The 24394-nt window shown below is 69.4% G+C and carries 25 protein-coding genes; 17 read left to right on the top strand and 8 right to left on the bottom strand.

The window, feature by feature from the left end; all coding sequences use genetic code 11:
- Window positions 1-2 precede the first annotated feature (2 nt).
- The 3 genes from B0I29_RS30285 to B0I29_RS30275 are packed head-to-tail and all read left to right on the top strand — an operon-like array spanning window position 3 to window position 5619.
- Window positions 3-1199, top strand: coding sequence for an acyl-CoA dehydrogenase family protein (locus B0I29_RS30285; RefSeq protein ID WP_111652528.1), 1197 nt, complete (start codon window positions 3-5; stop codon window positions 1197-1199).
- Between the two features lie 10 nt (window positions 1200-1209).
- A complete protein-coding gene (locus B0I29_RS30280; protein WP_111652527.1) occupies window positions 1210-2322 on the top strand; it encodes a hypothetical protein in 1113 nt (370 codons plus the stop codon).
- 18 nt (window positions 2323-2340) lie between these two features.
- Complete coding sequence (locus B0I29_RS30275) at window positions 2341-5619, top strand: PAS domain S-box protein (protein ID WP_181558045.1); 3279 nt, start codon at window positions 2341-2343, stop codon at window positions 5617-5619.
- Between the two features lie 14 nt (window positions 5620-5633).
- On the opposite strand, the gene B0I29_RS30270 is transcribed toward B0I29_RS30275, so the two are convergent.
- Together B0I29_RS30270 and B0I29_RS30265 are read right to left on the bottom strand one after the other, a co-directional pair.
- The gene (locus B0I29_RS30270) at window positions 5634-6383 is read right to left on the bottom strand and encodes a class I SAM-dependent methyltransferase (protein WP_111652525.1); all 750 of its coding nucleotides are present in this window, start codon (window positions 6381-6383) and stop codon (window positions 5634-5636) included.
- Between the two features lie 4 nt (window positions 6384-6387).
- The gene (locus tag B0I29_RS30265; RefSeq protein ID WP_111652524.1) at window positions 6388-6660 is read right to left on the bottom strand and encodes a hypothetical protein; all 273 of its coding nucleotides are present in this window, start codon (window positions 6658-6660) and stop codon (window positions 6388-6390) included.
- 63 nt (window positions 6661-6723) lie between these two features.
- Between B0I29_RS30265 and B0I29_RS30260 the strand changes: the two genes are divergently transcribed.
- A complete protein-coding gene (locus B0I29_RS30260) occupies window positions 6724-7773 on the top strand; it encodes a zinc-binding dehydrogenase (protein ID WP_220091432.1) in 1050 nt (349 codons plus the stop codon).
- A gap of 17 nt (window positions 7774-7790) precedes the next feature.
- On the opposite strand, the gene B0I29_RS30255 is transcribed toward B0I29_RS30260, so the two are convergent.
- Window positions 7791-8549, bottom strand: coding sequence for a hypothetical protein (locus B0I29_RS30255; RefSeq protein ID WP_146616923.1), 759 nt, complete (start codon window positions 8547-8549; stop codon window positions 7791-7793).
- 170 nt (window positions 8550-8719) lie between these two features.
- On the opposite strand from B0I29_RS30255, the gene B0I29_RS30250 reads away from it, so the two are divergent.
- On the top strand, window positions 8720-9748 hold the full coding sequence (locus B0I29_RS30250) for an NAD(P)/FAD-dependent oxidoreductase (protein ID WP_181558044.1): 1029 nt from the start codon (window positions 8720-8722) through the stop codon (window positions 9746-9748).
- Between the two features lie 15 nt (window positions 9749-9763).
- Here B0I29_RS30250 and B0I29_RS30245 read toward each other — a convergent pair whose 3' ends face one another.
- Window positions 9764-10396, bottom strand: coding sequence for a hypothetical protein (locus B0I29_RS30245; protein WP_111652521.1), 633 nt, complete (start codon window positions 10394-10396; stop codon window positions 9764-9766).
- A 251-nt stretch (window positions 10397-10647) separates the two neighbouring features.
- On the opposite strand from B0I29_RS30245, the gene B0I29_RS30240 reads away from it, so the two are divergent.
- The gene (locus tag B0I29_RS30240) at window positions 10648-11151 is read left to right on the top strand and encodes a gamma carbonic anhydrase family protein (protein ID WP_111652520.1); all 504 of its coding nucleotides are present in this window, start codon (window positions 10648-10650) and stop codon (window positions 11149-11151) included.
- 60 nt (window positions 11152-11211) lie between these two features.
- Here B0I29_RS30240 and B0I29_RS30235 read toward each other — a convergent pair whose 3' ends face one another.
- Both B0I29_RS30235 and B0I29_RS30230 read right to left on the bottom strand, forming a co-directional pair.
- Window positions 11212-11463, bottom strand: a complete 252-nt coding sequence (locus B0I29_RS30235; RefSeq protein WP_111652519.1) for a KRAB domain-containing protein — start codon at window positions 11461-11463, stop codon at window positions 11212-11214.
- 38 nt (window positions 11464-11501) lie between these two features.
- The gene (locus B0I29_RS30230) at window positions 11502-11828 is read right to left on the bottom strand and encodes a hypothetical protein (protein ID WP_111652518.1); all 327 of its coding nucleotides are present in this window, start codon (window positions 11826-11828) and stop codon (window positions 11502-11504) included.
- 422 nt (window positions 11829-12250) lie between these two features.
- On the opposite strand from B0I29_RS30230, the gene B0I29_RS30225 reads away from it, so the two are divergent.
- Complete coding sequence (locus B0I29_RS30225) at window positions 12251-12454, top strand: cold-shock protein (RefSeq protein WP_111652517.1); 204 nt, start codon at window positions 12251-12253, stop codon at window positions 12452-12454.
- A gap of 61 nt (window positions 12455-12515) precedes the next feature.
- On the opposite strand, the gene B0I29_RS30220 is transcribed toward B0I29_RS30225, so the two are convergent.
- Complete coding sequence (locus tag B0I29_RS30220) at window positions 12516-13337, bottom strand: class I SAM-dependent methyltransferase (protein WP_111652516.1); 822 nt, start codon at window positions 13335-13337, stop codon at window positions 12516-12518.
- A gap of 64 nt (window positions 13338-13401) precedes the next feature.
- Here B0I29_RS30220 and B0I29_RS30215 point away from each other — a divergent pair, with 64 nt between their 5' ends.
- Entirely contained in the window at window positions 13402-14037 is a 636-nt protein-coding gene (locus B0I29_RS30215; RefSeq protein ID WP_245972823.1) for a TetR/AcrR family transcriptional regulator, read from the top strand.
- Between the two features lie 4 nt (window positions 14038-14041).
- Here the strand turns inward: B0I29_RS30215 and B0I29_RS30210 are convergent, their stop codons facing one another.
- Entirely contained in the window at window positions 14042-15763 is a 1722-nt protein-coding gene (locus B0I29_RS30210) for a methyl-accepting chemotaxis protein (RefSeq protein WP_111652515.1), read from the bottom strand.
- A 206-nt stretch (window positions 15764-15969) separates the two neighbouring features.
- On the opposite strand from B0I29_RS30210, the gene B0I29_RS30205 reads away from it, so the two are divergent.
- The 9 genes from B0I29_RS30205 to B0I29_RS30165 all read left to right on the top strand — a co-directional run bounded on the left by B0I29_RS30205 (window position 15970) and on the right by B0I29_RS30165 (window position 24346).
- The gene (locus B0I29_RS30205) at window positions 15970-16548 is read left to right on the top strand and encodes a chemotaxis protein CheW (protein WP_245972822.1); all 579 of its coding nucleotides are present in this window, start codon (window positions 15970-15972) and stop codon (window positions 16546-16548) included.
- Window positions 16545-17381 (top strand): CheR family methyltransferase, encoded by an 837-nt coding sequence (locus B0I29_RS30200; RefSeq protein ID WP_181558043.1) that lies wholly within the window; start codon window positions 16545-16547, stop codon window positions 17379-17381. The genes B0I29_RS30205 and B0I29_RS30200 overlap by 4 nt, the downstream gene beginning before the upstream one ends.
- Window positions 17374-17862, top strand: coding sequence for a chemotaxis protein CheD (locus B0I29_RS30195; protein ID WP_111652513.1), 489 nt, complete (start codon window positions 17374-17376; stop codon window positions 17860-17862). The genes B0I29_RS30200 and B0I29_RS30195 overlap by 8 nt, the downstream gene beginning before the upstream one ends.
- The gene (locus tag B0I29_RS30190) at window positions 17859-18941 is read left to right on the top strand and encodes a protein-glutamate methylesterase/protein-glutamine glutaminase (RefSeq protein WP_111652512.1); all 1083 of its coding nucleotides are present in this window, start codon (window positions 17859-17861) and stop codon (window positions 18939-18941) included. Before B0I29_RS30195 ends, B0I29_RS30190 begins: the two co-directional genes overlap by 4 nt.
- On the top strand, window positions 18934-19962 hold the full coding sequence (locus B0I29_RS30185) for a methyl-accepting chemotaxis protein (RefSeq protein WP_111652511.1): 1029 nt from the start codon (window positions 18934-18936) through the stop codon (window positions 19960-19962). The genes B0I29_RS30190 and B0I29_RS30185 overlap by 8 nt, the downstream gene beginning before the upstream one ends.
- A 36-nt stretch (window positions 19963-19998) precedes the next feature.
- On the top strand, window positions 19999-20367 hold the full coding sequence (locus B0I29_RS30180; protein ID WP_111652510.1) for a response regulator: 369 nt from the start codon (window positions 19999-20001) through the stop codon (window positions 20365-20367).
- Window positions 20364-20645, top strand: a complete 282-nt coding sequence (locus tag B0I29_RS30175; protein ID WP_181558042.1) for an STAS domain-containing protein — start codon at window positions 20364-20366, stop codon at window positions 20643-20645. Before B0I29_RS30180 ends, B0I29_RS30175 begins: the two co-directional genes overlap by 4 nt.
- A complete protein-coding gene (locus B0I29_RS30170; protein WP_111652508.1) occupies window positions 20645-22801 on the top strand; it encodes a chemotaxis protein CheA in 2157 nt (718 codons plus the stop codon). The genes B0I29_RS30175 and B0I29_RS30170 overlap by 1 nt, the downstream gene beginning before the upstream one ends.
- Window positions 22802-23110: 309 nt before the next feature.
- Window positions 23111-24346, top strand: coding sequence for an RNA-guided endonuclease InsQ/TnpB family protein (locus B0I29_RS30165; RefSeq protein WP_111652647.1), 1236 nt, complete (start codon window positions 23111-23113; stop codon window positions 24344-24346).
- Window positions 24347-24394 lie beyond the last annotated feature (48 nt).

The raw sequence follows: 24394 nt of genomic DNA, 5'->3' as shown, positions 1-24394 counted from the left end.
TCATGGACTTCGCTCCGAGCCGTCTCTCCGCCGACATGGTCGACGCGATGTGGCAGTTCATGCACGACCGGGTCTTCCCCGCCGAACCCGTCTGGAAGGCGCAACTCGCCGAACTCGGCCCGCACGCCACCCCGCCGGTCCTCGCCGACCTGAAACGCGACGCCCGGCACCGCGGCCTGTGGAACCTCTTCCTGCCCACCGTCTCCGGCCTCAGCAACCTCGAATACGCCCCGGTCGCCGAGGTCACCGGCTGGTCCCCGGTGATCGCGCCGGAAGCGATCAACTGCCAGGCGCCGGACACCGGCAACATGGAGCTTCTGCACCTGTTCGGCACACCGGAGCAGCGGAAACGCTGGCTCGAACCACTGCTTGCCGGAGATCTGCGCTCCGCCTACGCGATGACCGAACCGCAGGTGGCGTCCTCCGACGCCACCAACATCGAGACGTCGATCGTCCGCGACGGCGACGACTACGTGATCGACGGCGTCAAATGGTGGATCACCGGCGTCGCCGACGAACGTTGCCAGGTCTTCATCGTGATGGGCAAGACCAATCCGGAAGCGCCGCCCCACCAGCAGCAATCCATGATCATCGTGCCTCGGGACACCCCGGGCGTGGAGGTCGTCCGCTCGCTGCCGATCTTTGGCTACCAGGATCAACATGGGCACTGCGAGATCACATTCACTGCGGTACGCGTACCGGCCGCCAACCTGCTCGGCGAGGAGGGCGCCGGTTTCGCCCTGGCGCAGGCCCGCCTCGGACCCGGGCGGATCCACCACGCGATGCGGGCCATCGGGATGTCCGAGCGGGCGTTGTCGCTGCTGGTCGACCGGGCGCGGAGCCGCACCGCGTTCGGGACCGTCCTCGCTGATCAGGGTGTTGTGCAGCAGCTCATCGCCGACTCCCGGATTGAGATCGACCAGGTGCGGCTGCTCGTCGAGAAGACCGCCTGGCTGATCGATCACCACGGGGCCAAGGGTGCGCGTACCGAGATCGCCGCGATCAAGGTGGCCGCCCCGGCCGTCGCCACCCGGGTCATCGACCGCGCCATCGAGGTCTTCGGCGGCGCCGGCGTCAGCGACGACACCCCGCTCGCCTACTTCTACGCCTGGGCCCGCGTCCTGCGCATCGTCGACGGTCCCGACGCGGTTCACCGTCGCACGATCGCGCGACAGGAGTTCCAGCGCCCGAGACGATAACGTCAGTCCGGTGGAGACCACCGCGACCCTGTCCGGCCTGCTCGGCGTCCCGCCCGACCAGGTCACCGCCGCCCTGAGCGACATCGCCGGCACACCGATCGACCCCTCCACAATCACGATCAATCCCTTTCCGTACGCGTATGGCTCACCCACCACGGGCGGACTCTGGCGGGTGAGCGGCGACGGCTGGTCGATGTTCGTGAAACAGCTGCACCACGTCCGGCACTGGCCGGGTCTGGCACACATGCCGCCGCACATCGCCGCGACGTTCGCTGACGAGCTGCCCTGGCGTACCGAGACCGAACTGTGGGACCCGCGTATTCAGGCGTCACTGCCGGACGGGCTGCGCAGTCCGATTCTGCACAGACTTGTCGAGCTCGGCGACGACCGGATCGCGCTCTGGCAGGAGGACGTGGCCCAGAGCCCGGTCGGCTGGGACATCGATCGATACGCTCTGGCCGCGTACCGTCTGGGCTCGTGGAACGCGCGCTCGATGGCGCCGGAAGTCCTGGCGGTGAGCGATTTCCCGGCCGGTTTCGCCCTGCGGATGTACGCGGAGCGCGCGGTCACCTTCCGCGGTCTCGGGCCGCTGCGCAGCGACGAGCTGTGGGATCACCCGTGGCTGCGCGAGCACGGTGATCTCCGCGCTGACCTGCTCGAACTCGGGGCACGGATCCCGGAACTGCTGGACCGGCTGGACGGTTTCCCGCAGGCGCTGCCGCACGGCGACGCCAGTCCGCAGAACCTGCTCGTCCCGTCCGGCGGCGGCGCCGACTTCGTGGTGATCGACCTGTCGTTCCGCACACCGCACGCGCTCGGCTTCGACCTCGGTCAGCTGCTTGTCGGGCTGGTGCACGCCGGCGAGACCCCGGCGTCGAGCATGCCGGCGATCAGCGCGGCGATCGTCCCGGCGTACCTGGATGGTCTTGGTGTTGCGGGAGTGACCGGTCTTGATCAGGTGGTGCGGGAGGGGTTCGCCACCTCGGTCCTGCTGCGCAGCGGGTTCGACGGGTTCCTCTACGACGTGGTGGGCGACGACGGCTCCCGGCACGCCTTCGACGAGCGGGTCGCGATGGCGCGATTCCTGCTGGAGCAGTACCGCACGCTCAAGTCGCTCGGATAAATGCCGACTTTGCGGGTAATGGAAACCACCGCTGTCGCGCATCCCGCCCGCCCTGACGCGATCGCCGACCCGGTCCGGCTGGCCGCCGTGGCCGGTACCGGGCTGATCGACGGCGTGCCGTCGCCGGTCCTCGACGAGATCACCGCGCTCACGATGCGCCTGCTCGACGTCCGTGTGGCGCTGCTGAACCTGGTGGACGCCGCGTCGCAGTGCTCGGTCAGCCGGGGCGACGGCCCGGTGGCGCCGGAGCTGCGGCATCTGCCGATCACGCACTCGTACTGCCGGCACGTCGTCGAATCGGGCGAGCCGCTCGTCGTCGACGACGCCCGCGAGCATCCGTTGCTGCGCGACAACCCGGCGGTGCACGAGTACCACGCGGTCGCCTATGCCGGGATGCCGGTGCGTTCACCGGACGGTTCGGTGCTGGGCACGCTGTGCGTTTTCGACACCGAGACGCGTACCTGGTCGGAGACGGACCTGGCCACGCTCAAAGGTCTGGCCGCCGCGGCGTCCGGTGAGATGGCCGCCCGGATCGCGGTCTCGCAGGAGCGTCACGAGGCGAAGCAGCAGCTCAGGTGGGTTCTGGACAGCGCCCTGGAGGCGTTCGTCGCGACCGACGCGACAGGCCGGGTGACCGGCTGGAACCTGCAGGCCGAGCAGATGTTCGGCTGGAGCGAGGCACAGGCGCTCGGCAGGCCGGTCAGCGAGCTGCTGATCGTCTCCGGACAGCGGCCTTCGTTCACCCGCTGGCTGACCGAGGTCGTCGGCACCCGCGCGGAAGGCCTGCGTGGCGAGTTCCAGGCGCTTCACGAGGGCGGCCGGCAGTTCCCGATCGAGCTGTCGGCGACCGCGCGCGACCCGCAGGACCCCACCGCGATGCACGCGTTCATCAGGGACATCAGCGCGGCTCGCCGCAGCGAGCAGTTGCGCAGACTGGAGTACGCGGTAGCCGGTGCCCTCGCCGCCGCGCAGAGCGCCGAACACGCCGCCGAGGCCGTGGTGGCCCGCGTCGGCGAAGGCCTGCGCTGGCCGTACGTCGAGTACTGGCACCTGGAGACCAACGGCACCGAGCAGCTCGTCCGCCTCGCCGACTGGTCCCGGGACGCCTCGGTGACCGCGCCGATGCGGACCACCCGCGCGTTCGGCCGCGAGGACGGCGTTCTCGGCGCGGTCTGGCGTAACGCGGCGCCGCGCTGGATCACCGAGCTGCCCGGCAACGACACCACCCGCTCCGAGGCCGCGCACGCCGCCGGACTGCACACCGCCGTGGCCGTTCCGGTGCGCAACGGCACCGACGTCGTGGGGATCCTCGCCGTCTTCGACCGGCGCGACACCCCGGCCGACCCCGAGCTGGTGGCCGCCCTGGAGTCGGTCGCCGCGCACATCGGCCAGTACGTCCACCGGCGCCGCGCGGTCGACCTGGAACTCGAGCTCAGCCGTGCCCAGCGGCACTTCGACCAGATCGTCGGCAACCTCAGCGACTTCCTCTGGACCGTACGCATCACCCCGGACGGCGCCGTCCGCATGGTGTACGCGAGCCCCAACAACACCGGCATCTTCGGCGGCCCCGCGCCGGCCGGCGGTGACCTGGGCCGGGCCATGGCCGGCATGATGCACCCCGAGGACCGCGACACGTTCCTGGAGTTCCGCGAATCCCTGGTCACCGGGCAGACGGCGGAGGTCGTCAGCCGGCTGATCGGCCGCGACGGCGTGACCCGGTGGGTGTGGACCCGCGGGCACCCGCGCCGTGAAGGCGGCAACCTCTTCGTCGACGGCGTGTGCAGCGACGTTACCGAACGCCACCGCGACAACGCCCGCCTGCGGCAACAGGCCGAACTGCTCGACCTGGCGCCCACCGCGGTGATCGTCCGCGACCTCAACCACCAGGTCACGTACTGGAACCGTGGCGCCGAAGCGGTGTACGGCTGGAACTCGGCGGCCGTCCTCGGCCGCCGCACCCATCGGTTGCTCGACACCCGGTACCCGATGTCCCGGGAAATCGTCGACCAGGCGCTCGCCGACCACGGCCAGTGGCAGGGCGAACTCGACCACCTGCGCAGCGACGGCAGCCGCATCATCGTGCTCTCCCACCAGGGCGTGCAGTACGACGACGACGGCCAGCCGATGGCGATCCTCGAAGTCAACGTCGACGTCACCGCCCGCAAATACGCCGAACGGCAGCTCGCCGACGGCGCGAAACGCCTGCGTACCCAGTTCTCACTGGTCACCGTCGGTCAGGCGGCGCTGTCGCTGGAAGGCCGGTTCCAGCAGGTCAACCCGGCCCTCGCCGACATTCTCGGGCGTACCGTCATGGACCTGGAGAACGGCACCCTCGACGACATCACCCACCCTGAGGACCGCGCCGACAACCACCGCACCGCCGCGTACATGTTCACCGAGGACCAGCCGACCGGCCGGTACGTGCGCCTGCTGCACGCCGACGGCCATGTCGTCGACGCCGAGGTCGGCATGTCCCTGGTCCGCGACAGCGACGGCCAGCCGGTCAGCTTCATCGCCGTCGTCCAGGACGTCACCGCACGCCTGGCCGCCGAGCGGGAACGCGACGCCGCCGCGGCCCAGCTCGCCGAACGCAACGCCCTGCTCCAGGACACCAACGGCCAGCTCGCCGACGCGAACGCGCTGAAGCTCGACCTGATGGGCATGCTCTCGCACGAGATCGGTACGCCGCTGAACACCATCGGCGGGTACGCCGACATGCTCCTCGCCGACCTCGACCAGCTGGTGCCGTCGCACCGCAAGGCGATGGAGGTGATCGCCCGCTCGACCCGGCGCCTCAACCAGCTGCGCGCCGAGATCCTGACGATGTGCACGATCGACGCGGGTCAGCTCCAGGCCACCCCGGAACCTGTTGATCTCGCGGCGGCGCTGACCGAGATCGCCGGCAGCCTGGATCTCAGCGTGGCACTGCACTGCCCGGACGACATGACGGTCCTGGTGCACCCCAGCCACCTGCACCAGATCATCACGAACTTCTGTACGAACGCCGCGAAGTACGCCGGTGGTGCCACGGCGATCACGGTGGAGCAGCTGGACGATCGCGCCCGGATCTCGGTGCACGACAACGGGCCGGGTATTCCGTCGCTGCTGCGGCCGCATTTGTTCGACCGGTTCACCAGGGCGTCCGGCAACGACCCGACGATCCAGGGGCACGGGCTGGGCCTGTACATCGTGAAAGGCCTGGCCGAGGCGAACAACGGCTCGGTGGGTTACCAGCCGGGCAAGCCGGCGGGCAGCACGTTCACGCTGACGCTACCGCTGGGCTCGCCGGGGCTCTGAGCTTTTCTTGGAGTTCAGCTTTCTTGGAGTCTCAGTACGCAGGTCAGCATCGGCAGGGTGAATTCGCCGTTCGCGGTTTCCGGGCGGCTCGCGAGGAAGTCGCGGATCCGGCCGAGTGCGGCGCGGCGTTCCTGCTCCGGCATGACCAGCATGCCGGCGCGCGTAGCGAGAGTGGCAACGAGAGACGCGGCGGTGCGGGTCTGGCCGTGCGGGAACCCGGCCTGCTCGGCCACCGCGGTGCCCGGCAACCGCAGGCCGGCCGTCTCGGCGCGCCAGCTCACGGGCGTGTCGCGCGGCCCGATCGCGGCGGGGCCACTGATGCGTGCCAGCTCGGCGACCCAGCCGACCTGGTCGTCGAGCACGTTCCACAGGCCGGCCAGAACACCACCGGGCTTGAGCACCCGGCCGATCTCCGGCCCGGCGACGGCCATGTCGAACCAGTGCATGGCGTTCCCGGCGACCACCGCGTCGACGGATGAGTCCGCGAGCGGAATCGACTCAGCACCGCCCGGCAACGCCCGGACGCCGGGCAGCGCGCGTCGCAGCTCAGCCAGCATCGCCGGGTCGGGCTCGACCGCGGTGACGTCTGCGCCGGCCGCCACCAAGGTGGCGGTCAGCTTCCCGGTCCCCGCGCCGAGGTCAAGCACCCGCGGCCCGGGAGCGGGTTCCAGAGCCCAGCGCACAGCAGCCGGCGCGTAGTCGGGCCGGTGCTCGGCGTAGGCGACGGCCGCCGCCCCGAACGACAGCCGTTCGTCGTGTTTCACCTGGTCAATCCTTCCGCGTCGCGAGGGTCGTTCCGTCAGCGCTGCGGCACCAGTACGTGGTGCTGGTCGCGGTGTAGGTGTATGACCTGTTGTTGCCGTCGAAGGCGCTGACGAGGTAGCTGCGAGATTGGGACTCGACGTGGCCGCCCCGGTCACGGCACGAGCTCTCGAATCGTTTCTTTTCCCAGTCGTTCTGCACGTAGAGCGCGCCGGTGAGCAGACCGGAGAAGAGGACGAAGGCGTACAGCAACCAGTAGTCCGAAAAATGGTCCCGCAAAGGCCGACCTCCCGCCGATATCGTCGTCCATCAGTATGACTTTTCCGGGCAAGAGCTGACAGGATGCGCTCTGTGCGTGCCCTAGTCGTTGATGATGTTCGTGCCCGGCCTCAGGTGCGGGTGGTGGCCGAGCCGGTCGCGCCGGCCGGCGGGGTGGTCGTCCGGGTCGTCGCCACCGGGCTGTGCCGTAGTGACTGGCACGGGTGGGCCGGGCATGACGACGACATCGTGTTCCCGCACGTGCCGGGGCATGAGCTGGCCGGGGTCGTCGCCGAGGTCGGTGCCGGGGTTCGGCACTGGAAGGCCGGTGACCGGGTGACCGTGCCGTTCGTCTGCGGGTGCGGGCGGTGTGCGTGGTGCCTGGCCGGGGACGCTCAGGTGTGCCCTGACCAGCAGCAGCCCGGGTTCACCCACTGGGGGTCGTTCGCCGAGTATGTCGCGTTGCACGCTGCGGACACCAACCTCATCGCCATCCCGGAGACGGTCGGCTTTGCGGCTGCCGCGGGCCTCGGGTGCCGGTTCGCTACGGCGTACCGTGGGCTGGTTGGTCGTGCTCGGCTCGCCGGAGGCGAGTGGGTGACCGTCGTCGGAGCCGGCGGCGTCGGTCTGAGCGCGGTGATGATCGCGCGGGCGCTGGGTGGGCGGGTGATCGCCGTGGACCGGAACCCGGAGGCGCTCGCGGTTGCCGCTGAACTGGGCGCGGAGCACACGCTGCTGGCCGGGAGCGCTGATGTTCCGGCGGCTGTCGCCGCGCTGACCGGGGGTGGCAGCCATGTCGCGATGGACGCCGTCGGCAGTGAATCGACCTGCGCCGATGCGATTCTGAGTCTTCGGCGGCGGGGGCGGCACGTTCAGGTGGGGCTGCTGCCGCCGATCGGCGGTCATCCGAGGGTGCCGATGGCGCGGGTGATCGGGTGGGAGATCGACGTGCTGGGCAGTCACGGGATGGCGGCAGCTGACTATCCGGGGATGCTCGCGCTCATCGAGCAGGGGCTGCTGCGGCCCGAGCGGCTGATCGAACGTACCGTCGGGCTTGAGGAAGCGGCGGCGTTGCTGCCCGGTTTTGATCAGGCGACGGTGGCCGGCATGACCATGGTGGATCCGTCGCGCTGACCGATTCGCGCGGCGGCCTATTTCGTCTCGATCTCCTCGCGCATGCCGGGGAAGTCGCCCTTCACGTCCACCGCGGTCTCGTAGAAGTACAGGATCATGCCGACGCTGCCCTCGTCGGCCCAGCCGCAGATCGCCACGTCCTCCTTCTCGATCTCGCTGCTGCCGCACTGCGCCACACCGCCGAGCGAACCGGTGCTGGCGGGGGAGACGCCGGTGAGCTGGCTCTCGCCGCTGAACGACTGGAACAGCGTGTCGAGCATCTGCTGCGGATCGTCGACATCGACCTCGGAGGCGAGAACGGCGATCATCTTCTGGTCTTCGAGGGAGCCGTAGACGGCCCCGAACGCGTTCGCCGCGCCGGGATACCCCGAGACCACGTTCTCCAGGTCGGTGGTGAGCGACGACAGCTCCTCGGCCTCGATCTTGGAGTGACCGTTGAGGGTGTCCGGTTCGCTGATGCTGATCGTGGACTCTTCGGTGGTGCCGCCGGAGAGCTTCTCGCCGATCAGATAGAAGACGACACCGCCGCCGACGAGGACTACGAACGCGATGGCTACCGAGAGGAGGGTGATCGCCACGGCCCGCGACTTCGCGGGAGGAGCGGGAGGAGCGGGAGGAGCGGGAGGAGGAGCAAACGCCGCGGCCATCGGATAACCCGGCTGACTGAAATCGGGCTGCTCATAGAGCGCCTGCGTGTACTGCGGCGTCTCGAACGGATCAACGGCCGGCGGAAGCGGGTCACCCGGTGACGACGGATGATGTGGCGGGTATGTCATCAACGCTCCAGTACTCTGCCTGTCGGGCGATCCTATGACGCCAGTGATCGCCCCCCACAGCCTGCTGCCTGCCGCGGTCACAGCCTGATCAGGCCGGCGACCTCCTCAGCCAGACCGGGAGACGTCAGCGCATGGCGGCACGATAGCCGGGATTGATAACGTCGACCACCGTGAAGATCGCGGTCATCGGGGGAGGGGTCGTCGGTCTGTCGGCGACCGTGGAGCTGGCGCGCCGAGGCGTAGACGTCGTCTGTTACGAGCCCGGCCCGCCGATGGGCGAGCGCTCGGCCGGCGACACCCGGATCTTCCGGCTCGCGCACGCGTACCCGGACATGGTCGAACTCGCCGCGCGATCCCGCCGCCTCTTCGCCGGCTGGAGCGAGCGCGCCGGCGAGCCCTTGATCGACAACGTCGGCACGGTCGTCAGCGGCGACATGGCCGCCGACTGGGCTTCCGCCATGGCGATGTCCGGTGCTGATCACCAGGTCGTCGATCCCGGATCATCGCTGCTGCGGCTCCCGGCGACCGATTTCGCCGGTCCCGCCTTGATCGATCCGGCGGGCGGCATCATCCGCGTCGACCGGGTGCGCGCCTTCCTCACCGCGGCCGCCGCGCCCCACATCCGCCAGGCGTCCGTGGACACGATTCAAGAGATCAAGGGCGCGAGGGTACGCGTAACCGCCGGCGAATCCGTAAACGACTTCGACGCGGCCCTGATCTGTGCCGGAGCCGCCACGTCCGGGCTGGCCGCCGGCGCCGGGATCGAAACCCCGTCCGCGCTGGAGCACCACGTCCGCTTCAGCTTCCCGCTGAGGGTGGACACGCCACTCCAATGCTGGATCACCGACGGCACCTACCAGCACGTCGCCGCCCCCGGCACCTGGTCGATCGGCGCCGACGTCGACCCGGCCCTGGTGACGTGGGACGGCGGCCGGGAAGCCGCGGAACAGGCGTCACTGGACGTGGTCACCGCGTACGTCGCCCGGGAACTGCCCGGCGTCGAACCCCGCGCCGTCGGCCGGCTGTACTGCACGCACAACCCGGACCTCAGCGACGGCCTCCAGTTCGTGCGGCGCGGTCAGGTGCTCGCCGTCCACGGGGAGAACCTGTTCAAGTTCGCGCCGCTGCTCGGCGACTGGCTGGCCGAGGCCTGTGTGGACGGCTCCACACCCGGCGACGCGGGCCCCGGCCGGGTCTGATCGGTAGCTCGCGGTTCACACCGCGAGCTTCTGTACGGCCTTGCGGGTGACCGTCTTCAGCACGACACCGTGCTTCTCGTAGTACCCGAGCAGGACCACGGTGACCGACACGTCCCGCCGGGCGACGACCGAGATCTCGGCCTCCATGACGTCGACATAGCTGGTGGGGGAGCTGGCGGCCTTCATCCAGAAGACCACCCGCAGCGCGGTCGACGCGTCCCCGACACGGGGCATCACCGCCGGCGTGACGCGGATGGTGTATTCCGGCGTCTCGAAGGTTGCGCACCGCTTCGGCAGGCCGGCGGCCGCGGCGACGAGATCCCGTGCGGTGCCGGTCTTCGCCACGACCTCGGTGAGCGTCTCGACATCGAGGGCGTACTTGTCCTTCGTGACGAACAGCGCCCGACGGGACTGCTCCGGCAACGCCAGCCCGCAGGCCTTGTCACTGGTGAAGAGCGTTGCGAAGACGTGGGCGTACGGATCCTGGGTGGCCTGTCTGTACCGCTGCGGAAGATCCTTCTCGGTCAGCAGTCCGCTCTGCGGCGTACCGGAAGGGCTGGTGGTCGGCGCGGCGGCGGCCGCGGGCAGGGCCGGGGACAGGACGGCCGCGATGGCGAGGGTGAGCGCGGAACGGGTGAGGAGTCGCATGGTTGATCACGCTATGGCCGGGCCCGCACAATCCCACGCCGAAACCCCGACATTCAAGATCTTTCGCCCTTTCAGGGTACGAACGGGTTTATCCGTCCGAGCCCTGCTTTCGCCGCGGATCTCCAAGATCTGCGACCGCGAAACACGCCCCTTATCGGCGTGACACCGGGCTCCCCGCTGGGCTGGAGGTCAACGAGACTGAGGGCGGGCCGCGGGACCGTGGCCCGGGGCATTCTCGGAAAGGCGGCAACATGATCGAGATCGGCGGGCACGCGCCTCGGGTGGCACCCACCGCCTGGGTGGCACCGGGCGCCGTTGTGGCGGGCCGGGTCACGCTCGGGGCCGACGTGAGCGTCTGGTACCAGACGGTGGTGCGCGCTGACCTGGAGGATGTCGCCATCGGCCCGGGCACGAACCTGCAGGACGGCGTCGTCGTGCACGCCGATCCCGGGTTCCCGGTCAGCGTCGGCTCCGGCGTCAGTGTCGGACACCGGGCCGTCCTGCACGGCTGCACGATCGAGGATGACGTGTTGATCGGCATGGGCGCGATCGTCATGAACGGCGCGCACATCGGGACCGGGTCGATCGTCGCGGCCGGGGCGCTGGTTCCGGAGGGGAGCCGGATCCCGGCCGGTTCGCTGGTTCTCGGGATGCCGGCCAAGGTTCGCCGCCCGATCACCGAGGGTGAGCGCGCCTCGATCGCGGCCAACGCCGAGGTCTACATCGAGCTGGCGAAACTCCACCGCCAGGGCTGAGCCGCGGCTGAGAACGAAACGGCCTGCCGGATGGGGTGATCCGGCAGGCCGGCGCTTCGGTCAGGCCGGATCGTCGAGCTGCTCGGTGAGCGACTCGTCCATGATCCGGCCCAGGGCAGCGCGGTGTTCTTCCTCGGTGATCTGGCCGGCCCGGAGGGCGTCCGTCAGGGCAGTGGCGCGAGCCAGCGGTGATCCGGGCGGAGGCGGCCCGTCGCTGATCCGGGTGCCCGTCATCTGCTCGATGAACCGGAGGCTCTCCCGCTGCTCGGGTGTCAGCTGCTCCCAGCCCTCTTCACTGAACTCGATCGGCATGCCGCCGACAGTAACCGGCCATGATCACGCGGTCGTGATCAAGAGAGCTCGGTGTCGCCTTCCGCAGCCGGCGCCGCGGTCCGCTGACGCACGTTCAGCGGGGCGAGCTGCACGGTCCACGTGCGGGCGGTGCCGACGACCGCGATGGCCCGGCAGAGCATTTCGCAGCCCAGTTCGGGCGTACCCTCGGCGAAGCCGCGGTTGATGAAGTTGACTGCCTTGACGTGGTCGCCGGTGGCGAGAGCTTCCTCGAGCCCCGCGGTCAGGACGGCGGCGAGTGCGGCGTGGAAGCTGTCCGCGCCTCGCTCCCGGAGGGTCTTCTTGGCGGGCTGGCGCAACGGTGACGGAGTGGCCGTGAACGTCATGAGGTGCTCCTGTGGTGTCGGTGTCGCTCAGCAGAACCAAGTAGGACCGGTGCTCATCAGCCATGAGTCACCGCCGGCGCAGCGGCGGGTGAGATCGCTGAAGGGGGCGCCAGTGGGTCATCGCGGCTTTACCAGTGCGCCGGTGAGAGCGCCGGGCCGCCGATGATGCTGACGAACTGGTCCTGCACCCAGCGTACGCGAACTCGCCGGTTCCCTCGTTGTGGGCAGACAGCGGCCGGTTCTGTGATACGGTTCCCTCGTTGCAGTTTTGATTTCAGTAGACGTTTTTGGCGCCTGATGGGTCATCTGATGATTCCGTTTAGGCGCTTTTTCGTTGGTCGTGTCGGTTCAGACGCGGGTGAATCAACGCGGCGGCGTGAGAGATCGCACAGTGTGGTCTCCGAGCTCGCGAAGGAGCAGACATGGCTACAGGTACCGTGAAGTGGTTCAACGCCGACAAGGGCTTCGGCTTCATCAGCCAGGACGACGGCGGCGCTGACGTCTTCGCCCACTTCTCCGCCATCTCCGCGAGTGGCTTCCGCAGCCTCGAGGAGAACCAGCGGGTGGAGTTCGAGATCACCCAGGGCGCCAAGGGCCCGCAGGCGTCGGACATCCGCGTCATCTGATCTTGGTTTAAGACCGAATGGCGGTTCGCTGAATTTCAGCGGGCCGCCATTCGGCGTTTCATCAGGCGATCGCGGTGATCGACCAGAGGCCGGACGGCAGCCGATATCCGCCGTGGCGCCGGAAAGGTTCGAGCAATCCCGCCACCCCGGCGCGGGCGGATCGCTGCGCGTCCGGTGCGGCCCGGCGGTACGCGCCACCGGCCGGACCCACCTCGATCAGCCATTCGGCCACAATGTCCGGCTCGTCCGGTGCGTCGAGCATGACGTCGTGCGGCTCGATCGTGATGGTGTTGAAACCTGCCGCTCCGAGAATCCGGGTCACGCGCGCCGGATCCGCGAACGCGAACGGCCCCGGCTCGTCCCCGGCCGGCATCGGCGGCAACGGCCCCACATGAGGCGCCGCGCCACGAACCGCCGCCGGTAGCCACGGGTTCGCCCCGCCGTCGCGGAACACCGTCGCGGCCAGCCGGCCACCCGCGCGCAGTGACCGCCGGACCGTGGACAGCCCGGCGACCGGGTCGCTGAGCAGCATCAGCGTCATCCGCGAGTACGCCGCGTCGAACGGCGCCCCGGGCACGACCTCCAGGGCCTCGATGTCGCCGACCAGGAATTCCGGGCCGAGCCCGAACCGCTTCCGCGCGGCCCGCACCATCTCCTCGGCGAAGTCGAGCCCCACCGCACTGCCCTCCGGCCCGACCAGGCGTGCGATCTCGGCGGTGGTGCCGCCGCATCCGCAGCCGACGTCGAGGATCCGCTCACCGGGCCGGGCCCGGAGCTGATCCAGCGCCACCGCCCCCAATGGCCGGCCGATCTCGTCCTGCCGGTCGGCCTGGGTGATCCAGCCGGGGGCCGCTTGCGCCCAGAAAGCCGCGGTGCTGGTCATGAGAACCACCTCGCTGTTATTGGATAGAGCCGTGCTCTATCCAATAGTGGACTACCCTGCCGGGGTGACTGTCAACCGGCGTTATGTGTCGCCGCGCCGCGAGGAGCAGGCCCGGCAGACCCGCCGCGCGATCCTCGACGCGGCCGCCACGCTGTTCGTCGCTCCCGGGTACGCCGCCACCCCGCTCACCGCGGTCGCCGCCGAGGCCGGTGTCGCCGTGCAGACCGTGTACGCGGTGTTCGGCAGCAAACGTCAGCTGCTCTCCGACCTGGTCGACGTCACCCTGGCCGGCGACGACGAGCAGGTGCCGCTGCCGGAGCGCGCGTTCGTCGCGGAGATCCGTGCGGCAACCGGCCTGCGGGCGAAACTCGACAGGTTCGCCCGGCACCTCACCGAGATCCACGCCCGGCAGGCAGACGTCATGCTGGCGCTGGCCGGCGCGGCGACCGCGGACACCGACGCCGCCGCGATCTGGCGCAAGAACCTCGACGAACGCCATCGCGGCATGCTGATGTTCGCCGCCGACCTGGTCGCGACCGGCGAGGTCCGGCTGGACACGGAACAGGCGGCCGACGTGTTGTGGCTGGCCCAGGACGTCCGCAACTACGACTGGCTGGTGCGCCGGCGGGGCTGGCCGGCCGAGCGGTTCCAGCAGTGGTTCACCGACGGCGTCGCCGCACAGCTGACCGCGGCACGCTGAGGGCTCAGAACCGGTCGAACTTGTTCTCCAGATCGAGGGTCTGTGTGCCGGCACCGCTCATCACCGGCGCCGAGTTCTCGTTGTAGGCGCCGCCGCGGTCCCACCCGGCTCGGTACGGGCTGTTGGTGGCGCCCCAGCGCGCTCCGCCGCTGCCGCCGTCGAACGTGCGCGGGGCCGACGCGCGGGCCGAACCGCCGACGTGGAAGAAGTCCATCAGGGCGGTGAGCTGGGCGGTCTGCGCCGACATCTGCTCGGCGGTGGCCGCCAGCTCCTCACTGGACGACGCCGTCTGCTCGGTGACCTTGCCGATCTGCGACATCGCGATGTTGATCTGGCGTACCCCGGTGGACTGCTCGCCGCTCGCGGCGGCGATCTCCTGCACCAGGTCGGACGTCCGGATGATGCTCGGGATCATGGTGTTGAGCAGATCGCCGGCGCGTTCCGCGGTCTGCACGCTCCCGGCCGCCAGCTCGCTGATCTCCTGGGCGGCGACCTGGCTGCGTTCGGCCAGCTTGCCGACCTCGGTGGCGACCACGGCGAAACCCTTGCCGTGCTCGCCGGCGCGGGCCGCCTCGATGGTGGCGTTGAGCGCCAGCATGTTGGTCTGGAACGCGATGTCGTCGATGATCCCGATCTTGCTGGTGATCTCCTTCATCGCGGCCACGGTGCGCTGCACGGCGTCGCCGCCCTCCTGAGCCTCGGCCGCCGTGGTGGTGGCGATGCCCTCAGTGGCGGTCGCGTTCTCGCTGTTCTGGCTGATGCCCGCGGTCATCTGCTCCATGCTCGCGGTGGTCTCCTCGACGCTGGCGGCCTGTTCGGTGGCGGCCTGCGAGAGGCTCTGCGAGGCGCCGCTGATCTGCAGCGACGCGCTGTTGAGCTGGGACGCGGACTCCACCACGGTGCTGACGGTGTCGCTGAGCCGGTCGAGGGCGCTGTTGAGCGCGGTGCCCATCCGGCCGACCTCGTCGCGGCTGGTGACGTCGACCCGCTGGTCGAGGCGTCCCTGCGCGAGCGCGGTGAGCACGGTGACGGTGTCGCGCAGCGGCCGCCCGACCGCGCGGATGATGAACTGGACCACGGTGAACGTCAGTAGCAGCGCCGCGACCATCAGGCCGATCAGCACGATGCGCGCGGTGTCGTAAGCGTCCGCCGACTCGTCCAGCGACGCCTTCGCCGCCGCATCGTCCCTGGTGATCAGGTTGTCGAGCGACGTGTTGATGGCGTTGGACAGCGGCGTCACGCTCTCACTGACCGTCTTGTTGAACTCCGCGATGCGACTCGCTGCGGCCAGCGGCCGCAACTTCTCGGTCAAGAGCGTTTTGTACGCGGACCAGGCCGTGACAAACGCCTGCTGATCGACGTCGTTCTGCGGCGACGGGGCGAACTCGGCCCACACCTGGTCCAGCGCGGCGACCGAGGCGTCCAGAGTCTGGAGGGAATTGGTGTTCTCCTCCTCGGTGGTGGCCAGCGCCACGGCCCGCAGCCGCAACCTGACTTCCTTGTAATCGGTGGCGATCTCGCCGAGCAGACGTACGTCGTGCAGGTTGCTGTTGTAGAGGTGCGCCAGCCGGTCCTGGGTGTTGCTGAGCTGGACGATGCCGACCACGCCGATCAGGACCAGCAGAGTGCAGACGATCCCGGCGAGCCCGCGCAGTTTCCAGGCGATCGGCAGGTCCCGGAACCCGCCCCTGCCGCGCTGTTGGCGTGCTTCCGACGACTCGGCCATGGAAAGAATCCCCCGTCCGGCATGGCGGCCCCGCCACGACCGGCCCAGCTTATCGACGCGGGCATCACGATTTGGCGAAACGTATTCAACCCCGATTCGCGAACCGGACAGGGAACGGCATTCACGTCTAAGTCCTCGATCCACCGCGCCGCACCGGAAGAATCTGATCAAATGCGATGAGGGGAAAACCGGGGGAGGGACGCGCAGTGAACACGGTTACCGAAGCCGGGCGGTACCTGACGTTCACGCTCAACGGCGAGGCTTACGCGCTCGACATCTTCCACGTGACGGAGATCCTCGAGTACCGCGCGCTCACCGTGGTGCCGATGATGCCGGACTTCATTCGCGGCGTCATCAATCTGCGCGGCCGGGCGGTCCCGGTCATCGACATCGCCATCCGGTTTGCCCGGGGCAGCACCACCATCGCCCGGCGGACCAGCATCATCATCGTGCACATCCAGGATTCGTCGCTGGCCGAGATCGCCGACCTGGACTCCGATGACCGAGGCGCCGCGGACGGGCAGGACATCGGCATCCTGGTGGATTCGGCGACCAAGGTCGTGACGCTGCAGCCCGACGACATCGAGCCGGCGCCCGCGTTCGGCGCCGGGATCCGCGCGGATTACATCAGCGGCATGGCCCGCCGCGACAACGATTTCCTCATTCTTCTGGACATCAGCCATGTGTTGTCCATCAGCGACATGGTCCGGCTCAGCGATCTCGCGCAGCAGTCGTCCTCGCCGATGGAAAGTGGTGGCGTGCCGGTCGAACCGGGATCGCCGTGACCGCCCCGAACGCCGTCGCGCGCACGATCAGCCGCGCCGACTTCGACTACATCACCGGTGTGCTGCACGAGCACACCGGCATCAGTCTCGCGCCGGGCAAGGAGGCGCTGGTCTCCAGCCGGCTGGACAAGCGGGTCCGGGCGCTCGGGCTGGCCGGGTTCTCCGACTACGTGCGGCTGCTGCGGGACCACCGCGACGAGCGGGAGCTGCGGCAGCTCGTCGACCTGCTCACCACCAACGAGACGTTCTTCTTCCGCGAGCCCCGGCACTTCGAGTACCTGCGGCGTGAGGTGCTGCCGAAACGGGCCGCCGGGCGCACGTTCCGGCTGTGGAGTGCGGCCAGCTCGACCGGCGAGGAGGCGTACACGGCGGCGATGGTCCTGGCCGACACGCTGCCCGGCGGGACCTGGGAGATCGTCGGCACGGACATCTCCACCCGGGTCGTGGAGGGTGCGCGTACCGGGCTGTATCCGATCGCGGCGGCCGAGAAGATCCCGCGGCAGATGCTGCGCCGGTTCTGCCTGAAGGGTCGCGACGAGTACGAGGGCCTGATGACGGTGAACCGCGAGCTGCGGTCCAAGGTGCGGTTCCACTGCCGCAACCTGATCCAGGACTTCAGCGGGCTCGGCCGCTTCGACGTGATCATGCTGCGCAACGTGATGATCTACTTCGACGTGGAGACGAAGAAGTCGCTGATCCCGCGGCTGCAGGACATGCTGGTGCCCGGCGGCCACCTGATCATCGGCAGCTCCGAGTCGCTCAACGCGATCCCGTCGAAGCTGCGGATGGTGGAGCCGTCGATCTACCGGCTGGACGGCGACGGCCGTGCCTGAGGTCCTCCTGCATCCCGGTGACTACCACTTCGGCGGCGCCGACACCCGCATCCACACGGTGCTGGGCTCCTGCGTCTCGATCACCATCTGGCACGCGGCGCTGCGGATCGGCGGCATGTGCCACTACATGCTGCCGGGCCGGTGCCCGGCCACCGAGCCGTCCGACGCCCGGTACGCGGACGGCGCCATCACCTGCTTCCTGCGCGACATCAAGCGGACGAACACCACTCCCGGCCAGTACGAGGTGAAGATGTTCGGTGGCGGCAGGCAGTTCCCGCATCTGCGTACCCCGGCGTCGCTGGATGTCGCGGCGAACAACATCGAAGCGGGCATGTGCCTGCTGGAGGCGCACGGCTTCCCGCTGACCGTCCGCGAGCTCGGCGGCACCGGCGCCCGGCGGCTGGTCTTCGACATCGCCACCGGCGCGGTGTGGCTGCGGGCCCTCGACCGGGTCCGCGACGGGGACGGGGCCACCGCATGACCGCGTCCATCGGGGTGCTGATCGTGGACGACTCGGCGGTGGTCCGCCAGGTCCTCTCCGCCCGGTTACGGGAGCATCCGGGCATCGAGGTGATCGGTGCCGTACCCGATCCGATCTTCGCCATGGAGCACATGAACAAGTCCTGGCCCGACGTGGTGGTCCTGGACCTGGAGATGCCCCGGATGGACGGGCTCACGTTCCTGCGCAAGATCATGGAGGTCCGGCCGACGCCGGTGGTCATCTGCTCGACGCTGACCAGCCGCAACGCCGAGATCTCGATGGAGGCGCTGTCGGCCGGAGCGGTGTCGGTGATCGCCAAGCCGCAGACCGGGCTGAAGAAGTTCATCGAGGACGACAGCGGCGACATCGTGGCGGCCGTCCGCGCCGCGGCCGCCGCCGGCCAGCGCCGCAAGGCCCGCGGTGTGCCGGTCGGCGCGGGCGCCGGCCGTCCGGGAGCCAGGACCGCGGTGCTGACCGCGCCGTCGGCGCCCCGCCCCCGGTCGATGGCGACAGTCGAGGAACGGCTGATCGCGATCGGCACGTCCACCGGCGGCACCCAGGCCCTGGAGAAGGTGCTGCCCGCCCTGCTGCCGGGGCGGCCGGGCGTCGTTGTGGTGCAGCACATGCCGGAGAAGTTCACCGCGGCGTTCGCGGCCCGGCTCGACACGATGTGCCGGGTACGCGTACGCGAAGCCCAGGACGGTGACCCGGTGCTGCCCGGTGAGGTGCTGATCGCGGCCGGTGGACGGCACCTCGAAGTCGTCCGGATGGATACCCGATTTCGGGTACGGGTCTTCGACGGGCCACCGGTCAACCGGCACCGGCCCTCGGTGGACGTGCTCTTCCGGTCGGTGGCGAAGGCCGCCGGCCCGGACGCGGTCGGCGTGATCATGACCGGCATGGGCGACGACGGGGCACGCGGGCTGCTGGAGATGCGCCGGGCCGGCGCGTTCACGGTGGCCCAGGACGAGGCGACCTGCGTGGTGCACGGGATGCCACGGGAGGCGGTCGCGCTCGGCGCGGCCGACCGCGAGTCGCCACTTTCCCAGATAGCGGAGGTGATTCACCAGCATGGCTGAGCTGCTCATCGCCGTGATCGCGCTGGTCATCGGGGCCGGCGCCGGATATCAGTGGCGGGCCCGCAAGGCCGCCGGCGCGGCACCCACACCGGCGGCCGACCCGGCACAGGAGAGCCTGACCACCTTCGCCGGCGCGGTCGCGCCGGTCTGGTCGGCGCAGATCGACTCGTCGCGGAGCCAGATGGAGGACGCGATCAGCCAGCTGACCGAGAAGTTCGCCGGCATCGTCGAACACCTCGACACCGTGCTGACCTCGTCCTCCGGAGCCCTGGACGACGGGCAGGGTGGCGCCTTCGACCGCAGCCGCCAGCGGCTCGGCGAGGTGGTCGGCACGCTCGACGAAGCCCTCACCGCCAAACGCGAGTCGCTGTCCGAGCTGCACTCACTGCTCGGCCTCAACGAGGAGCTGCGCAAGATGTCCGGCGAGGTGACCCGGATCGCCGCCCAGACGAACCTGCTGGCCCTCAACGCCGCCATCGAGGCGCAGCGGGCCGGCGCGGTCGGCGCCTCGTTCGGCGTGGTCGCCCTGGAGGTGCGCCAGCTCGCCGACCGGTCGCAGACCACCAGCTCACGCATGGTGGAGAACGTGGACCGGGTGGCCGCCGCGATCACCTCGGTGCTCGCCACGGCGGAGGCCAGCGCCGAGCACGAGGGCGCCGCGGTCGCCCACGCCAACGGTGAGGTGCAGGCCGTCCTGGACGACCTGATGACCACCCTGTCCCGGATGCGGGACTCGTCCCAGGATCTGGAGCAGGCCGCCGTCGGCATCCGCGGCGAGATCGGCGACTCGCTGGTCAGCCTGCAGTTCCAGGACCGGGTCAACCAGATGCTGGAGCACCTGCGCGACAACATCGACCGGTTCCCGGAGGTGGCCGCCGCCGCGGCCTCCGGGAAGGCCCCGCTCGACGCGCATGTGCTCCTGGACGAGCTGTCCTCGCGTTACACGATGGTCGAGGAGCACCACGCGCACCGGTCCGGCGCACCCGCGAAGGTCCAAGAATCCGAGATCACGTTCTTCTGATCTTCTGAGTTCTGATCTCCTGAGGAGGAGACGACGATGGCCAAGACGATTCTCATCGTGGACGATTCCGCTTCGGTGCGGCAGGTCGTCAGCATCGCCCTGAAGGGCGCCGGGTACGAGGTGATCACCGCCAACGACGGCAAGGACGCCCTGGCCAAACTGAGCGGCCAGCGCATCCACCTGATCATCTCGGATGTGAACATGCCGAACATGGACGGCATCACGTTCGTGGCCGAGGCCAAGAAGCTGCCGGCCTACAAGTTCACCCCGATCATCATGCTGACCACCGAGTCCCAGGAGGACAAGAAGAAGCAGGCCCAGGCGGCCGGCGCCAAGGCCTGGGTGACCAAGCCGTTCCAGCCCGAACAGATGCTCAGCGCGGTGTCGAAGCTGGTGGCCCCGTGACCGCTGCGGCCACCGGGGCCGCGCTGCGCCGGTTCGTCTTCGACGACGAGCTGACCATCGTCACCGCGGCCGAGCACCGGGACCGGTTGCTGGCCTTCCTCCGGGACGGCTCCGGCGTCCGCGTCGACCTGTCCGGCATCACCGACCTGGACACCGCCGGGCTGCAGGTGCTGCTGCTGGCCCGTGACGAGGGCGTACGCCGGCACCTGCCGGTCGAGTTCGTCGAGCCGAGCCCGGCCGTCGCCGACGTGCTGGCGCTGACCCGCCTGGAGCTGTGATGTCGCTCGACGACGACATGCGCGAAGCGCTCGACATGTTCGTGACCGAGGCCCGCGACCTGGTGCAGGGTCTCGAAGAGGGCCTGCTGGAACTCGAGGACCAGCCGGCCGGCGGTGAGACCGTCAACGCGGTGTTCCGGGCCGCGCACACGCTGAAGGGCTCGTCCGGGCTGTTCGGCCTGCGGCACCTGGTGGAGTTCACCCATGTCGTCGAAACCGTGCTGGGCTCGGTCCGCGAGGGCCAGCTGGACGTCACACCCGGGCTGGTCAGCGCGCTGCTGCCGTGCACCGACCACATCTCCGCGATGATCGAGGGGATCGCCGAGGGACGCCTCGAACCGGACGCCTCGCAGCTCGCCGACGGCACCCGGCTGCTGGCCGGGCTCTCGCCCTACCTCGACGGTGGCGCGGCACCCGCCGCCAGTGTCGCCACGCCCGGGGCCGAGGCGGCGCCGGCCGAGGCGGCCTGGCGGCTCGGTCTGCGGTTCGGGCCGGACTGCCTGCGCAACGGCATGGACCCGCTGTCGTTCCTGCGGTACCTGTCCACCATCGGCACGGTGACCGGCGTCGTCACCGACGCGAGCGGCCTGCCGGACGCCGAGGAGATGGACCCGGAGTCCTGCTACCTGAGCTTCGACGTGGACCTGGTCACCGCCGCGCCGAAAGCCGAGATCGAGGCGGTCTTCGACTTCGTCCGCGAGGACAGCGACATCCGGATCACGCCGTCGGAGAGCCAGCTCGACGCGTACGTGCGGGCCATCCGGGCGATGCCGGAGAACGACCGGATCGGCGACGTGCTGGTCACCAGCGGCGCGGTCACCGAGATGGAGATGGCCGAGGCGCTGCGCGTCCAGCAGGAGCGGGCGGTCCGCGAGGGCACCCAGCCGGTCCCGATCGGGGAGATCCTGATCGAGCAGGGCATCGTCCAGCGCGACATCGTCGACGCCGCCCTGACCCGGCAGCGCCGCACCACCGAGACCCGGTCCCAGGACACCCGGACCATCCGGATCGACGCGGCCCGGCTGGACAAGCTCATCGACCTGGTCGGTGAGCTGGTGATCGCCCAGTCGAGCACCGGTGTCACGCCCGGTGTCTCGGCGGAGACCTCCAACGAGGCTCAGGGCGAGGTGATGCGGCTGGTCGACGAGGTGCGGCACAGCGCGCTGTCGCTGCGGATGGTCCCGATCGGCACCACCCTGCGCCGGTTCGAGCGGGTGGTCCGCGACGTCAGCATGGAGCTGGGCAAGGAGGTGTCGCTGACGATCACCGGCGGCGACGCCGAGATGGACAAGGCCCTCGTCGAACGGATCAGCGACCCGCTGCTGCACCTGGTGCGCAACTCGCTGGACCACGGCATCGAGCCGGCCGCCGAACGCCGTAAGCACGGCAAGACCCAGCAGGGCACGCTGCGGCTCAACGCGTATCACGACGCCGGCAACATCGTGATCGAGGTGGCCGACGACGGCTGCGGCCTGGACCGCGACCGGATCCTCGGCAAGGCGATCGAACGCGAGCTGGTCGCGCCGGGCACCGCGCTGACCGACGCCGAGGTCTACAACCTGATCTTCGAGCCGGGGTTCTCCACCGCGGAGAAGGTCTCCAACCTCTCCGGCCGTGGCGTCGGCATGGACGTGGTGAAACGCAACGTCACCGCGCTGCGCGGCAGCATCGAGGTGGAGACCACCCGGGGGATCGGCACCACGATCCGGATCCGGCTGCCGCTCACCCTCGCCATCATCGACGGGTTTCTGGTCGGGGTCGGGCCGTCGTCGTTCATCGTGCCGCTGGACCGGGTCACCGAGTGCGTCGAGCTGCCGCCCGGCCCGCTCGGCCGCGACTGCATGAACCTGCGCGGCGAGGTGCTGCCGTTTATCCGGCTGCGGCAGCTCTTCGGGATACCCGGCGAGCCGGCGCGCCGGCAGAACGTGGTCATCGTCGAGCAGTCCGGGCAGCGTACCGGCCTGGTGGTGGACAGCCTGCTGGGTGAGCTGCAGACGGTGATCAAGCCGCTCGGTGTGCTGTTCAGCCGGGTGCGGTGCATCAGCGGGTCCACGATCCTCGGTAACGGCGAGATCGCGCTGATCCTCGACGTGGGCACGCTGATCGCCGGTCACTCCGACCGTGAGCACACCCGCCAGGCGGTCGCCGTCGGCTGAGCAGGGAGGTACTGCCGGTACCTGGTCCGGCAGGGACTCCCACACCGTTGAGCCGGCTGATCTGCTGAATGCCGGATCGGAACCTCAACGAACAAGGACCATCTCTCATGCGTACGCCGGCCGGCCCAGCGGTGATCCTGACGATCATCTGCCTGAGCTACCGGAATGCGGGCCAGTGCTCCGGCCTTCAGGCTGGGGGTGAAGGCCCGCGCTGGGAGGGCCGCCAGGCCCGAGCAGTGCCTTAACCAGGACGGCTCTGCTGCTCGATGGCATCGGGTTTTGTCATACCCCAGTGGCACAGTGCTTCTCGTGCAGCTGCGTTACAACTTCCGTGTCTACCCGACGCCCGGCCAGCAGATCGATCTGGCGCGGGCGTTCGGGTGCGCGCGGGTGGTTTTCAACGACGGGCTGCACCTGCGCCGGCAGGCCAGTGAGGCGGGTGAGAAGTACGTGTCGGACGGCGAGTTGTCGCGCCGGATCATTACCGAGGCCAAGGCGACCCCGCAACGGGCCTGGCTGGGCGAGGTCTCGGCCGTGGTGTTGCAGCAGGCCCTCGCCGATTTGAACACCGCGTACCGCAACTTCTTCAACTCTCTGGCCGGCAAGCGCCAAGGCCGCAAGATCGGGTCGCCGCGGTTTCGGTCGCGTAAGGACAACCGGCAGGCGATCCGGTTCACCAAGAACAGCAAGTTCAAGGTCCTCGGCAACGGCCGTCTGCGGCTGCCGAAGATCGGCGACCTGCCGGTGCGCTGGTCGCGTAGCCTGCCGTCGGATCCGTCCAGCGTGACGATCATCAAGGACGCGGCAGGCCGGTATTTCGCCTCGTTCGTCGTGGCCATCGGCGAGGACGAGACGTCGCCTGCGGTCGACGCCGAAATCGGGATCGACCTCGGGCTGACCCACTTCGCCGTGATGTCCGACGGCACGAAGATCGCCGCGCCGAGGTTTCTGCGCCGCGCGGCCCGCAAGCTCAAGCGGTTGCAGCGAGCACTCGCGCGCAAGACCAAAGGCAGCAACCGTCGCAAGAAAGCTGTCGTGCAGGTCGCTCGCGCTCACGCGCGGGTGGCGAATACCCGGCGGGATTGGCAGCACAAGCTGTCCACGACGTTGATCCGCGAGAACCAAGCGGTGTACGTCGAGGATCTGTGCGTCGCCGGTCTCTGCCGGACCAGGCTCGCGAAGTCCGTGCGCGATGCGGGGTGGGCCAGTTTCACCGCCATGTTGCAGTACAAAGCGGAACGGTACGGGCGCACCTTCGTCAGGATCGACCGATGGTTCCCGTCCACCCGGATGTGCTCGGCCTGCGGCCGGATCAACGACAAGATGGCGCTCAACGTCCGGGAGTGGGACTGCCCGTGCGGCAGCCATCACGACCGGGACGTCAACGCCGCCATCAACATCCTGGCCGCCGGACAGGCGGACAGGCTAAACGACCGTGGAGCGCACGTAAGACCAGGACTCGTCCCGGCGGCGCGCAGAGAAACGGTAACCCACCCAGACGCCGCGCGGTCCACGCGCAGCGTGGAGGGAATCTCCGTCCGTTAGGGCGGAGAGGATGTCAATTCATGGTCATCCTCGACAACGGCCTGGCTC

Source organism: Actinoplanes lutulentus, assembly GCF_003259845.1.
Classification (GTDB): Bacteria; Actinomycetota; Actinomycetes; order Mycobacteriales; family Micromonosporaceae; genus Actinoplanes; species Actinoplanes lutulentus.
The sequence above is the reverse complement of the archived record's forward strand: the minus strand, read 5'-3'. Positions and strand labels throughout refer to the sequence as shown.